Source organism: Nocardia sp. NPDC058114 (genome assembly GCF_042884695.1).
Lineage (GTDB): Bacteria > Actinomycetota > Actinomycetes > Mycobacteriales > Mycobacteriaceae > Nocardia.
Genome location: NZ_JBHVTK010000004.1, coordinates 233,494 through 246,552 on the forward strand (window position 1 = coordinate 233,494; position 13,059 = coordinate 246,552).

The 13,059-nt window shown below is 67.3% G+C and carries 10 protein-coding genes; all 10 read right to left on the reverse strand.

What is annotated here, in order from left to right; all coding sequences use genetic code 11:
* Positions 1 to 126: 126 nt before the first annotated feature.
* Positions 127 to 1,119: a cutinase family protein gene (locus ACFVVI_RS17185; RefSeq protein ID WP_378989553.1), complete on the reverse strand. Its 993-nt coding sequence runs from the start codon at positions 1,117 to 1,119 to the stop codon at positions 127 to 129.
* A complete protein-coding gene (locus tag ACFVVI_RS17190; RefSeq protein ID WP_378989498.1) occupies positions 1,113 to 1,616 on the reverse strand; it encodes a DUF732 domain-containing protein in 504 nt (167 codons plus the stop codon). The genes ACFVVI_RS17185 and ACFVVI_RS17190 overlap by 7 nt, the downstream gene beginning before the upstream one ends.
* Before the next feature lie 113 nt (positions 1,617 to 1,729).
* The gene (locus ACFVVI_RS17195) at positions 1,730 to 3,523 is read right to left on the reverse strand and encodes an alpha/beta hydrolase-fold protein (protein WP_387445966.1); all 1,794 of its coding nucleotides are present in this window, start codon (positions 3,521 to 3,523) and stop codon (positions 1,730 to 1,732) included.
* 203 nt (positions 3,524 to 3,726) lie between these two features.
* On the reverse strand, positions 3,727 to 4,731 hold the full coding sequence (locus ACFVVI_RS17200) for an alpha/beta hydrolase (protein WP_378989495.1): 1,005 nt from the start codon (positions 4,729 to 4,731) through the stop codon (positions 3,727 to 3,729).
* 298 nt (positions 4,732 to 5,029) lie between these two features.
* Entirely contained in the window at positions 5,030 to 6,091 is a 1,062-nt protein-coding gene (locus tag ACFVVI_RS17205) for an alpha/beta hydrolase (protein ID WP_378989494.1), read from the reverse strand.
* 301 nt (positions 6,092 to 6,392) lie between these two features.
* The gene (locus ACFVVI_RS17210; RefSeq protein ID WP_378637999.1) at positions 6,393 to 7,463 is read right to left on the reverse strand and encodes an alpha/beta hydrolase; all 1,071 of its coding nucleotides are present in this window, start codon (positions 7,461 to 7,463) and stop codon (positions 6,393 to 6,395) included.
* Between the two features lie 233 nt (positions 7,464 to 7,696).
* Positions 7,697 to 9,592 (reverse strand): flagellar motor control protein ZomB, encoded by a 1,896-nt coding sequence (gene zomB / locus ACFVVI_RS17215; protein WP_378989493.1) that lies wholly within the window; start codon positions 9,590 to 9,592, stop codon positions 7,697 to 7,699.
* A 4-nt stretch (positions 9,593 to 9,596) separates the two neighbouring features.
* Complete coding sequence (locus ACFVVI_RS17220; protein ID WP_378989492.1) at positions 9,597 to 10,529, reverse strand: decaprenyl-phosphate phosphoribosyltransferase; 933 nt, start codon at positions 10,527 to 10,529, stop codon at positions 9,597 to 9,599.
* Positions 10,530 to 10,555: 26 nt separating this feature from the next.
* Positions 10,556 to 11,068, reverse strand: coding sequence for a phosphatase PAP2 family protein (locus tag ACFVVI_RS17225; protein ID WP_364403367.1), 513 nt, complete (start codon positions 11,066 to 11,068; stop codon positions 10,556 to 10,558).
* A 74-nt stretch (positions 11,069 to 11,142) separates the two neighbouring features.
* Complete coding sequence (locus ACFVVI_RS17230) at positions 11,143 to 13,053, reverse strand: glycosyltransferase (protein ID WP_387446172.1); 1,911 nt, start codon at positions 13,051 to 13,053, stop codon at positions 11,143 to 11,145.
* Positions 13,054 to 13,059: the final 6 nt, after the last annotated feature.

A 13,059-nucleotide genomic window follows, 5' to 3' on the forward strand; every position in this document is an offset into this window, starting at 1 on the left:
TGGCTGGTGTGTACTCGGGCGCAATTCCCAGCGCACTTTACAGCGTGTGAGCGATCCGGCGTGCGGATGTCACAGCGAGGCATGATCCATGGCAATCACGCCCCCACTGTGACTGTGACAACTCCGTCAGGAATGGGGCGGATGTGGCGCGTTCTCGATGAGCCCCGCGGCCCAATTCACCGTCCATTGAGTGGCCGTTGTGCCGTTGCCGTCCACCGTGTTCGAGGCGTACAGCGCGTGCACCGGGTTACCCGCCGAGCGGATCAGCGCCGCGAGACTGCCCAGCGCGTTGGCCGGATTGAGCGCCTGGCGCGGCGCGTCGCAGATCATGTCGCCGGGCGCGCAGAGGGAGTTCACCTTCGGTGCCAGCGTGCCGAAACCGCCGGGCCGCGGCCCGGTCATGCTGATGCCTGGCACGTTGACGCCCTTGAGCGCCACCTCGGCGCCCTCGCCGGCGGGCGGCGGATCACCGATCTCGGTGGGCTGCCCCGGGCCGGTCGCGGTGCGGCGGCCGTCGGCGATCACTGTCACGCCGAGCACGTTGGCCTCCGGGATCGGGCCGTTGCCCGCGCCGATCTGGGCGGCCACGTCACCGGCGATCACCGCGCCCTGGGAGAAGCCCGCGATGACGAAGTTCGTCAACGGGCATTCCTTGTGGCGCTGAGCCAGCACGTCGGTAGCGCGCGCGGTGCCTTCGGTGCGGCTGTTGTTGTAGGAAGCCTGACCGTCGGGCGGGAACGCGATCGGGTTCGAGAACTGCGCCACGTACGGAACCGTGTACACCTCGAGCCGGTTGTCCGGGAACTGCGCGCGCAGTGGCCCGGACACGCTGAGCATCAACGAGATCGGGTTCGCCTGCGGGTTGTACGGATCGTCGGCGCTCGACGACTCCCAGGTGCCCGGGATCGAGAGCAGCATCACATCGGGGCAATCGGCCGACTGCGACGTCGGCGGCGGCGGGCCGGGCGGCGTCGGCCCCGGCTCCTTCAACCGGCCCGCGAGCAGGTACCAGAGCAGCACGATGACGATGATCGCCAGCACGAGCAGCGCCAGCACGGTCAAGCACCCCGCAGGCCAGAACCTGCGGGTGCGTCGCGTCGGTCGGGGCGTCACTAGCAGTAGGTGGAGTTCGCGGCAGCGATGTAGATCTGTGCTGCCTTGTTGACGTCCATCTTCGAGGCGTCGAAGGACGGGTCGGTGCCCGCCATCGCCGCGACGAAGGTGGCCACGTCGGCGTCACTGGCACCGGTGCCCTTGGTGGAACAGATGTAGGTCGCCGTGGTGATCGCGGTCGTCTGGTCGCCCGGGGTGATCCCGTTCTTGGCCAGCTCGTCCAGGAACGCCTTGTCCTTGCCGGTCGCGGGTGCGGCGGCGCTGGTCTGCGGGAGGGGCGTCGGCTCCTCGGCGGGCGCACTGGTCTCCGGCGCGGTGCTCGACGGGGCCTCGGCCGGCGGCTCGATGACCACGGGCGGCGTCGTCGTCGACTTCGCGGCCGCGCTGGTGGACAGGGTGGGCGTCTGCGACGCGGTCGAGTCGTTGCCGCCGCAGGCGGACAACAGGGCGACGGCAGCCAGGGCCGCGACCGATCCGGCTACCGTGCCAGGGATCCGATGCATGAAGATGTCTTTCCTCGATCGTTCGTCAGGGAAGCGGTCGCAGACCAGGCTAGCCGGAGGATCGGCACTGCCGGGCACTGCGCGGCGAAGCTCAGAGAGTTCTCAGCCCGAGATCACACCCCGTGGACTTCGGATTTGCCGTCTCGCACCACGATGAACCCGGTCTGAAAGTTCTGCTGGATTCCGCCGGGAACGGTGAACTCGTCGCTCACCGGATACCCGAGCCTGCCGTTCTCGAACCCCTGCGCGCCCCAGGCGTCGGCGAGCGCGCCGTTGCGCACCGACCAGGCGCCCGAGAGCGGGCTCCAATAGATGTTGCCGCCCTCGAACCGGCTGAATCGGCCGAGATCCTTCAGCGGCGCCTCCTCGGCGACCGGGAAACCGAGCGGGCTGTTCTCGAAGCCGAGCTGGCTGTACTTGTCCAGGACGAAGCCCTGCACCCGGTGTGCGCCGGTGGCCGGGCTGTAGAACATCGGACCGTGTTCGAAGGCCTGTACCGAGCCGTCACGGCTGGGTGTGCGCGCCTCGGCGGCCACCGGGTAACCGGCGGGACCGCCCTCGAAACCCTGCTTGCCCCACTCCTCGAGGAACGCGCCGCGCATCACCTGCGCGCCGGTCTGCGGGGTCCAGTAGATCGAGCCGCCTTCGAAGGTCTGCATGCGCCCACGCCCGTCGGGCAGGCCGTGCTCGTCGCCGGTGGGCATGCCGAGCGGCGAGGCCGGTCCGCCGATACCGGCGTAGGTGCCGCCGATGCGCCCGCCCACCGCGTGCGTGCCCGCCGCCGCGGAATGGAACACCCGGCCGTTCGGGAAGTCCTGCACCATTCCGGTGCCCGCCGGGTATTCGGCGGTGAGGCAGTTACCCAGCCAGTTCGCCGCCTGGGCGACCCCGGCGATGGCCCCGCCCAGCGTGCAGGTGGCGCCGCCGGGATCGGTCCCGAGCGCCGCGGCGGCCTGCGACCACGACTGACGCATCTCGAAATCCCAGTACGGCCAGGTATGGGTGCCCGCGGGCCGATAGTTCGCCTGCACCGGGATCGCCAGCTTCTCCAGCTTGGCGACGAAATTCTGGGTCGACAGGCGCGAGAGGATCTCCAGGCCGGTACCCGCCCAGTTCTCGCTCATCAACGGCACTTCGCCGAGCTGATCGTGCGAGCCGGCCAGGCCGCTGCCGCTGGAGACGTACATGCTCACGCCTTTGAGCTTGTCGGCCAGCAGGTACGGGTCGTGCGCCTCCCATTCGGGGCTGCCGGGCGGGCCCCACATCGCGCCCGCGTCGAAACCGCCCGCGTCCTTGTTGGCGAAGGTGATCGCCTGCGGCATGCCGAGTGTCGTCGTGGTGAGCAGGCCCGAGTACGAGGCCACGTATTTCATCAGCCCCGGATTGCGGCCCGCGAGGTTCATCGCCGCCGTGCCGCCCATCGAAAGTCCTTGTACGCCACGCACATCCGTGGTTCGCCAGTCCCGTTCCAGGATCGGCGGGAGTTCCTTGGTCAGGAAGGTCTCCCACTTGTAGGTGAAGCCGTTGTCGGGCGCGAGCCAGTCGGAGTACCAGCTCGACTGACCACCCACCGGCAGCACCACATTGACGTTCTTGTCGGCGTAGAAACCCTCGGCGTCGGCGTCTTTGGTCCAGCCGTTCTCGTCGTCCTGCGCGCGCAGACCGTCGAGCATGAGCATCATCGGGAACTTCGCGTCGGGGCGCACATTCCAGTCCCGCGCCAACAGCATCTGCACCTGGATCGGGGTCTTCATGGCGGCCGAGTACACCCACAGCGCCACCCGCCGATCCGAGAGCCAGTCCACCCGCTGCACCGCCGACACCGCGGGTTGCGCCTGCGCCGGAACGGTGATCGTCGGCGCGAGCAGCGCCGCCGCCATGGCCGCGATGCCGAGGATCCGCCGCATCGGCGCTGAAACACTATGAACCGAGACACGATGTTTCATCACACGCGACCCTCCTCATCCCGGAATTGGGACACAGCATCACCGTCGGTTGTACCGCAATAATGAGCGATAACTGGGGAGGACACGCGAGCCGTGTGCGCAGCAAAAAGACCGGCCCACCCTGGGGGTGAGCCGGTCTTCGAGTTGTTGCTGAGCGGAAACTACTAGGCGCCCAGTGCATTCAGGATGTGCGGACGCGCCTTCCACAGCTCGTCTTCCCAGTACTTCCACGAGTGGGTACCGGCGGCACCGACGTCGTAGACGGCGTTGATGCCGAGGGTGTTGAGGCGACGCTGGAACGCGAGCGTGCTCACGAACGAGATGGCCTCGATGCCCATCGCGTTGGCGGTGTTGTAGGCACCGCCGAGGCCGGCCGGCTTGTCGTGCTGGGCGGGCAGGCCGTTGGCCGAGGAGATGAACAGCGGCAGGCCGCGCAGCTCGGGGGCGAACACCATCGGGTCCATCCGCAGCCACGCCGAGCTCCACGGCGCGGCCATGGCGTCGACGTTGAAACGGCCCGCGTCGAGCATCATCACGCGGATGGCCTCACGCATGCCGGGGGCACCCCAGTTCAGCGGGCCCGAGAGCGAGGACGCGTGCTTGAACTGATCGCGGTTCAGCGCGGCGAGGCGCAGCGCGGCCGGACCCGACATCGACAGGCCGAGCACCGCGTTGTTCGAGCGGGACACGCCGTAGCCCTCGAGGAAGGCCGGGAGCTCTTCGGTCAGGAAGGTCTCCCACTTGTAGGTGGTCTTCTGGCCGTTGGTGTTGCTGGCGGCGGTCCAGTCGGCGTACCAGCTGGACTGGCCACCGACCGGCATCACCAGGGTGACGTTGTCGTTGCTGAACTGCTGCATCGCGTTGGTCTCGAACGACCAGGCGTTGCGGTCGTCACGGGCGCGAAGGCCGTCGAGCAGGTAGAGCGCGGCGTTGCCGCCGTTGCGCGCCCACTGCACCTGGACCTTCACCGGGCCCATCTTCGAGGGCACCATGAGTTCTTCGTAGCCACCGGCCGGTGCGCGCAACACGGGTGCCGACACCGATGGTGCGGCAAGCGCGGTCGGGGCCGCTCCCGCGGCGATCGGCAGCACAAGGGCTGCAGCGCCGACAGCTAGAATTCGATTACGCCAACCACGAGATGCCGGCGCGACGGCCTTGCCGAAACGCATGTGAATTCCGCTCTCTTTCTGCTGTTATGGCATGCCAGCCTCGTCTGCCGTCCTCGACGCGGCCCCGACAGCCCGGTCGATCAGACGGATGAAACAACGATCTGGTCACACTTACGCTCGCTGGAGGATATTCCACGCACGAATTAACTGCAAGGCCAACAGAAGTCGGCTGTGAAATGCCCGTATGAGCGGCGTGTCGGGCTGGCCTGATCAACCCTGGTAGACGGACGTGGCGAGGGGTCAGCGGGAGAAAAGAAACGCCCGGCGCAGTTATGCGCCGGGCGTTTCCGGAGATCGGCTAGCCGATGTTGTTCGACAAATCCGGGATCATCCGCAGTGCTTCGTCATTCCAGTTGTTCCAGGCGTGGATGCCGAAGGCCGGGAAAGAGTAGGTGACGTTACGGGCGCCCAGCGTCGCCATCCTGACTTCGAAAGCCTTGGTGTTGGCCAGCGCCAAGGCTTCCAGCGCCATCCCGTTGACGGTGCCCATGTTCGGGCCGTCGGTACTCGTCGGCAAGCCTGAGCCGGCCGCTATCCACAGCCGGGTGTTGTTGCCCACCAGGTTGGGGGCGAACACGAACGGGTCCATCCGCAGCCACTGTGGGCCCCACGGCGGTGCCATGGAGTCCACGTTGTAGCCGCCCGCGTCGAGCATCGCGAGCCGGATGGCCTCGCGCATGCCGGGCGCCGAGATGTTCAGGTACCCCGAATACGCACCGGCGAAGGAGAATTGGTCCGGGTGGTAGGCGGCCAGCGTCAGCGCGGCCGAGCCGCCCATCGACAGGCCGAACACGCCGTTGCGGAAGCGGTTGAAGCCGAGGCGGTCGGCGAGCGCGTTGCGCAGATCGCCGGTGAGGAACGATTCCCACTGATAGCGGTAGCTCTTGCCCGGTCCACCGGCCAGCGCGTTGCCCGCGCCGGAACCCGACGACGGCGCACCGTTGCCCGCGATACCGAAGAAATCGCTCGGCGCGTTCCAGTCGGCGTAGAAGCTCGACATGCCGCCTACGGGCATCACCACATTGATATTCGCCGCGGCGAGCGCGTTGGGGATATCGGTTTCGATCTCCCAGCCGTTGAGCGTCTCCGGTGCGCGCATGCCGTCGAGGACGTAGACGACACGGTTGGTATTGCCGTCGGCGGCGCGCAGCACGCGCGACTTGATCGGACCCATCCCGGAATCGACCCAGAAATCGAAGGCGTTGCCGTTGAAGCCGGCCGAGGCGGGGGCGATTCCTCCGGTGACGGCCGTCGCGATCGGAACGAGCAGAGCCATGGATACGCCCGCGGCCCAGCGCCGAGCCCACGAACCAGGGGCTGCGGTCTTCACGGGCCTACGCTTGCGGCGCAGTGTTCGCATTCGACTAGACCTTTCTCGCAGACCGAACGCGCAAATCCCGAGCTACGCAGTCGGATCCCTCATCGGACGTCGAGAGAAACCAATCCAGGGCAAAACGGACGATTCAACCTCGACGCATGCTCACTGTGTATAAATCGGTGACGAATGGTCTACATGTTGCTGGAAAGTGACCCAGAGCACAACTCCCGGTGATCTGTCGCACATGATTCGTCACCGCCTGTGGCTCGGATCGTGACGAAAACGAAGAAAACCGCCCGGCGCTGACGAGGCACCGGGCGGTTTTCGGGTCGAGCTGGAGTGACTAGCCGATGTTCGCGGACAGGTCCGGGATCATGCGGTTGACTTCGGTCTCCCAGTTGCGCCAGTTGTGCACGCCGGTGATCGGGAAGTCGAAGTGGGCGTTGCCGCCACCGAGGGTGGCCATCCGGACCTGGAACGCGCGGCTGTTCACCATCGCGAGCAGCTCCAGCGGGACGCCCTGGACGATCTCCATCGGGTTGGACACGTCACCGGCGCCGGGGATACCGCTGGCCGCGGAGACCCAGATGCGGGTGCCGTTGCCGACCAGGCGCGGGGCGAAGACGAACGGGTCCATGTGGAACCACTGCTGGCCCCACGGCGGCGCCATCGCGTCGATGTTGAACGCGCCCGCCGAGACCATCGCCACGCGCATGGCTTCACGCATACCGGGCGCCGAGATGTTCAGGTACCCGGAGAACGAGCCCGCGAAGCTGAACTGGTCGGGGTGGTAGGCGGCCAGCGTCAGCGCGGCGGAGCCACCCATCGACAGACCGAACACGCCGTTGTTGTTGGGGTTGAAGCCCAAGCGCGCCGACAGCGCGTTGCGCAGGTGGCTCGTGAGGAAGGTTTCCCACTTGTAGGTGTTCTTCTTGCCCGCCACCTGGGTGGGCGCGACCGACGAACCGGTCATCGCCGAACCGGTCGCCGCCGAACCGGTGGAGCTACCACCCGAACCGGCGTCGAGGCCGAAGAAGCTGCTCGGCGCGTTCCAGTCGGCATAGAAGCTGGACTGGCCACCGACCGGCATCACGACGTTGATGTTGGCGTCCATCAGCGCGCGGGCGACATTGGTGTCTTTCTCCCAGCCGCTGAGGTCGTCGCCCGCACGCATACCGTCGAGCGCGTACACGACCCGATTGGTGTTGCCATCGGCCGCGCGGAAGATCCGCGACTTGATCGGGCCCATCTCCGAGTCGACCCAGAAGTCGAAACCTGTGGGATCGAAGGCCGCCGTCGCGGTGCCGGTGGGACCGGCCACAGCCGCACCGATCGGCAGCACTACAGCCAGGGAGAGAAGCACCGATCGTTTGAGCCAGCCGGCTCCCCGGGCTCTGAGACGTCCGCCACGCATTCTGTTATGGGCCTTTCCTCATGCGGTTCGCGCGGAACCGCGGTTGCAATGACCGCCGACTAGTTACCGGCACACCAGTGCGCCGACGGGCCGTTCCTCCAGTGACCATATCGCTACATACATAGCTTGGCGTTACCGAAAAGTGATTTAGCGGCGAACACCACTAAATAAGGCCTGGCCAGCCGGTGTGTGTCATAGGTCGACGGGTATCGATACCGACCGGCCGGGCCTGTTCAGCGTGGGGGCTCGGGGAAAGGATCAACCAGCCCACAACGCTGGATCTCGTACTTGGGCACCCGGTCGATCCGGTATTTCGAGAAGGCGAGGGCATTGCGGAAGTTGTGCTTGAACCGGTCCAGGGTGAGCGGTTCGCGCACAGAGATCATCAGCGCCTGGGTCTGCGGGCACGACATCGCCGTGCGCGCCTGGGTGACCCATTTCTCGTCCATGTACCAGGGCATCCACGGGTGGATGTCGACCATGCCCGAGTCCGCCACGACCCAGTCCGGCAGCAGGCTCTTGTCGTGGCCGATGCGGCCGTCGGCGAGCCGGTCCGAGTGCGCGGCCAGCGGGTAGGCCAGGCCCATCGGGTCGATCACGCGGACGTCCAGCGGCACGTTCATGCTCGTCATGCCCAGGTTCAGGAAGTAGACCGTGTGCCCGGAACCCTCCTCGGGGATCGGCTCCGGCGGCGGGTCGAGGTACCAGAACGTGAACGCGGGCGAGTTCAGCAGCAGGCCGCCCTTGGGGTTGGCGGCGATGTCGTTGACCATGGCCCGCATACGCGGGTAGTCGAGGTAGTCCTCGGCGAGGATCGGGTGGTCGCGGCCGGTGTTGAGGACGTAGTAGATGCGCTCGTCGACGATGCCCGACGAGCGGATCTTCGTGCCGGTCGTGATCGCCGTCGTGTTCGACGCGTACAGCGACCAGCCCGCGGTGCCGAGCAGCGCGATCAACAGCAGTCCGACAGACCAGTCGCTGCGCCGCGATCGCATCGGAATCGGGACCACGGCCACCGGCAACAGCAGCAGGAACAGCTGGGTGAGCAGCATCCGCCCGTGCATGAAGTCGCCGCCGACGCGCACCGCGTACACGGTGAGCAGCAGACCGCTGCCGAGCACCATCACCACGACCGCGCTCGGCGAACGCAGCCACGCACGCAGGCCAGCCACCGAGAACGGCGGCAGCGCGAAGCCGCGCGCGACCCCGGCCACCACACCGGCGATCAGCAGCACGAGCAGCGGAATCCACAGGTAGTACGGACCGACGAGGTCCCACAGGTAGATGGCGCCCTGCCCCCATTTGGCCCCGCCCGCGTCCTTGGCGACCGCGGTGTTCGGGTAGGGCAGGCCGTAGTAGCCCATCCGCCAGATCTGGTACCCCACCGGCACGATCCCGGCGACGAACACGATCAGCGCCCGCAGCGCGATCGGCCCGAACCGGAACGCGGGCATCGGCGCCAGGAAGATCATCCCGAGCGCGAGCACGCCGATCAGCGTGGCCTCGGGACGAACCAGCGGCGCGAGCCCGGCCAGGAACACCAGGCCCAACAGGCTCGGCACGCGGACGACGGCGGCCTGACTCCAGCGGATCATCAACCACCACAGCAGCCCGACCCAGCAGATCACCAGGCCGCTCTCCAGCCCGGAGGTCGCGTAGTCACGCGCGGGCGGCAGCGCGATGTAGACCAGCACACCGGCAGGGATCAGCAACTGACCGCTGGTTCCGCCCCACAGCCGCGCGGTGCCGAGCATCGCGAACACCACCGCGAGCACCGAGACCACCAGCGCCACCCCGAGCACCACGTACTCGAGGCGGGCCTGGGTAAGCCAGGAGAAGAACCAGACCAGGTAGGTCCACGCGGTGCTGGTGTTCGCCTCGACCCGCTCGTCGGCATTGAAGACCGGGCCGTTGCCCGCGAGCAGGTTGCGGACCGTGCGCAGCACGATCAGGCCGTCATCGGCGATCCAGCGCCGCTGCCACGCACCCACCGTGAACAGCACGGCGGTGATGACCACCCCACCGACGAAGATGGCGCGGGACAGAACCGAGGAACGCGCGTCAGGACGCGGCGACTCGTCGTCGCGTAGCTGCTCGTCTTCGGTTGAATCCTGCTCCGCTACCAACATCTCGTCAGGTGAGATAGACAGCGACACCTACCGCTCCGATCCAGGCAATAGCGAGGAACTGCAGGATGCGGTCCCCCAACGCGATCTCTTCGGGTTCACCGGCCTCGCCACCATCGACGTCGACCGCGTAACGCAGGATTGCGATGGTAAACGGGATCATCGAGATCGAGTACCACTGGGTGTCTCGAGCCGAGTCCTGCTGGAAGGCCCAGAGGCCGTAGAAGACCACGACCGCGGTGGCCGCGAGCGTCCAGATGAAGCGCAGGTAGGTCGGGGTGTAGTACTCGAGCGACTTGCGGATCTTGGCGCCGGTGTCGAGCGCGATCGCCAGTTCGGCGTACCGCTTGCCCGCGGCCATGAACAGCGAGCCGAACGCCATGATCAGCAGGAACCACTGCGACAGCGCGATTCCGGCCGCCGCGCCACCGGCGACGGCGCGCAGCAGGAAGCCCGAGGACACGATGCAGATATCGAGCACGGCCTGGTGCTTGAGCCCGAGGCAGTAGGCCAGCTGGATGCCGATGTAGATCGCCATCACCACGGCCAGGTGCCACGATGCCAGGAACGAACCGGCGATCGAACCGATCAGCAGCACCGCCGACAGCGCGTAAGCCAGGTTGACAGGAACGACGCCCGCCGCGATCGGCCGGAACCGCTTGGTCGGGTGCGCCCGGTCGGCGTCGACGTCGAGCGAGTCGTTGACCAGGTAGATGCCCGAGGCCGCCATGCAGAACACGATGAACGCGATCGCGACATGCACGAGCACGCCCGCGTCGCCCACCGCTTCCGGCCCTACGGCGAGCGGTGCGGCGAGCACCAGGACGTTCTTGACCCACTGACGTGGGCGCATGGCCTTGATGACACCACCGAGCAGCGTCTTCGGCGGGCCCTTCACAGCACCCTCGTCAAGGACGGCGGCGGACGGTTCTTCGCTCATCTGGGCCAAAGTTCTTTCAGTTGCGGTCACTGTCGGAGTCTCTTTTCGGCGGCTAGCACGGCAGCAGCCGACGCGGCCCCCAAAGCGGAACCGGCGATCACGTCGGAAGGGTAATGCACCCCGAGTACAACTCGGGACAGCAGCATCGGTGGGACGATCACCGCTGGCAAGGGTAGCCCGGTCAGCCGCCCGAGCAACACCGCCGCGGCCGTGGTGGACGTGGCGTGCGAGGACGGGAAGCTCAGCTTGCTCGGCGTCGACACGTTGACCTGCACCGACGGATCGTTGGGGCGCGGGCGGCGAACGATCCGCTTGATCACGATGGACGCGGCGTGCGCGCCGACCGCGCCGACCGCGACACCGGCCCACTGGCGGCGGCGCGGCTTGTCGACCAGCCAGCCCGCGGCGGCGATGCCGACCCAGCCGAGCGCGTGCTCGCCGAAGTGCGACATGCCGCGCGCGGCGGAGACGACGGCCGGGTTGCTGCCGATGGTGCCCTGCACGGCGTTGAGGATCGCGACCTCGACCGGGACCTCCACGTAGTCGCCGCTGCAATCGCAGCCGCCGCAGCAGCCTTCCTCGGCCAGCTCGAGCTCGGGCAGTTCGGTGTCGGTCACTTCGCGGTTCCGTTCAGGCCGAAGGTCTTCTCCCACGCCGCCGTGCTGGTGAGCTCGGCGTGCGCGGCCCGGTAGCGCTGCTGCATCTCCGGGAAGCGGGCGGTGAGTTCCTTGCGCAGGCGCATGGCTTCCTTGAGCAGGTCGCGGGCCTGGCGTGGGTCGCGCTTGCGGTAGACGACGCCGCGGCCGTCAGCGGTGGTCACGGTGACGCCGTCGACCTGCGAGAGCAGGTACCAGCGCGCGTCCAGCGTCGGCACGTTGAGCTGCGGCGTCTCGTAGGCGGCCGGATCGGCCTTGCGGAAGTTGTGCACCACGCCCTTGGCCAGGCGCGCGACCTTGGCGATGGGGTTGCCCGGTTCGCCGACCGCGCCGACGCCGTGGCGGTTGGCCAGCGGCAGTTCGGTGGACGAGGGCACGACCACGGCGTCCGGGAACTCCTTGCGCATACCGTGGATCTTGCCCAGCGCGGTGGGGAGCAGGTCGAACAGACCCTCGGGACCGGCCAGGAAGTCGCGGATCGCCTCGTTCTGGATGGCGACCGTGGAGTACTCCAGGCACAGCAGGTGCTTGAGGGTGGCCTTGATCGTGTTCACGATCATCGGCTTGCCATCGCCGGGCAGGTGCAGGGACGCGACCACGAGGCGGTTGCGCAGGTGGAAGTAGGCCTGCCAGTCGATGGCGTCGTCCTTGTCGGACCAGGCCATGTGCCACACCGCCGCACCCGGCAGGGTGATGGTCGGGTAGCCGGCTTCGCGGGCGCGCAGGCCGTACTCGACGTCGTCCCACTTGAGGAACAGCGGCAGCGGCTGACCGATCTGTTCGGCGACCTGACGCGGGATCACGCAGGTCCACCAGCCGTTGAAGTCGACGGCGATGCGCCGGTGCAGCAGCTTGGAGTTGTCGCGGTCCTTGAGCGGGTACTTCGAGAAGTCGTGGTCGTATTCGACATTGGGCGCGGAGGACCACATGAAGATCCCGCGGTCGACGACCTCGCCCATGCTGTGCAGGTGCGAACGCTCCTGCAGGTTCAGCATCTGCCCGCCGACCAGCAGCGGCGACTTCGCGAACCGGGAGAACGCGAGGGCACGCAGGATGGAGTCGGGCTCGATCTCGATGTCGTCGTCCATGTAGACGATGTACTCGGCGTCGGTCTTGAGCGCCTCGTACATGACCCGGCTGTATCCGCCGGAACCACCGAGGTTGGGCTGATCACAGATCGAGAGCCGGTCGCCGAGGGTCGCGGCGGCTTCGGTGAAGCCGGGCTCGTCGACCACCTTGCGGTTGCCCTGGTCCGCGACGATCACCGCGGCGATGTTGCCGAGCACCAACGGATCCGAGCCGAGCGCACCGAGCGTCTTGACCAGGTCAGTGGGGCGGTTGAAGGTGGGCATGCCGACCGCGATCGAGCCGGTGCCCGCCGCTTCCTGCGGTGCGTACCAACCGCCGGACAGCAGCGTGACGGCCGTGTCGGTGGTGATGTCGAACCAGATCCAGCCGCCGTCTTCGAACGGGCCCAGATCGGTCTCGAATTCCACGACCACCGAGTCCGCGCCTTGCGCGACGGCGAACTCCTTGCCCTGCACGTGAATTCGCGAACCGTCGGCCTTGGACCGGTAGACGTCGGCGCGGCCGTGCCCGGCCAGTTCCAGACGAAGGACCACCGACTTCAGCACGCTCCAGCGACGCCAGTAGCTGGCGGGCAGCGCGTTGAAGTAGGTGCAGAACGACACCTCCGACTCCGCGCCGATCGACAGCGCGGTGCGGCTGGTGGCGTGCGCGCGACGGGCGTTGGTGGTGGACTCCTCCAGGTAGAGGGTCCGCACGTCGAGGGGCTCACCCGGCCGCGGCAGGATGACCCGCTGCAGCAGCGAGATGGCGCGAGTTTCGGTGGTCACGTCTTCGAGCATGGCTTT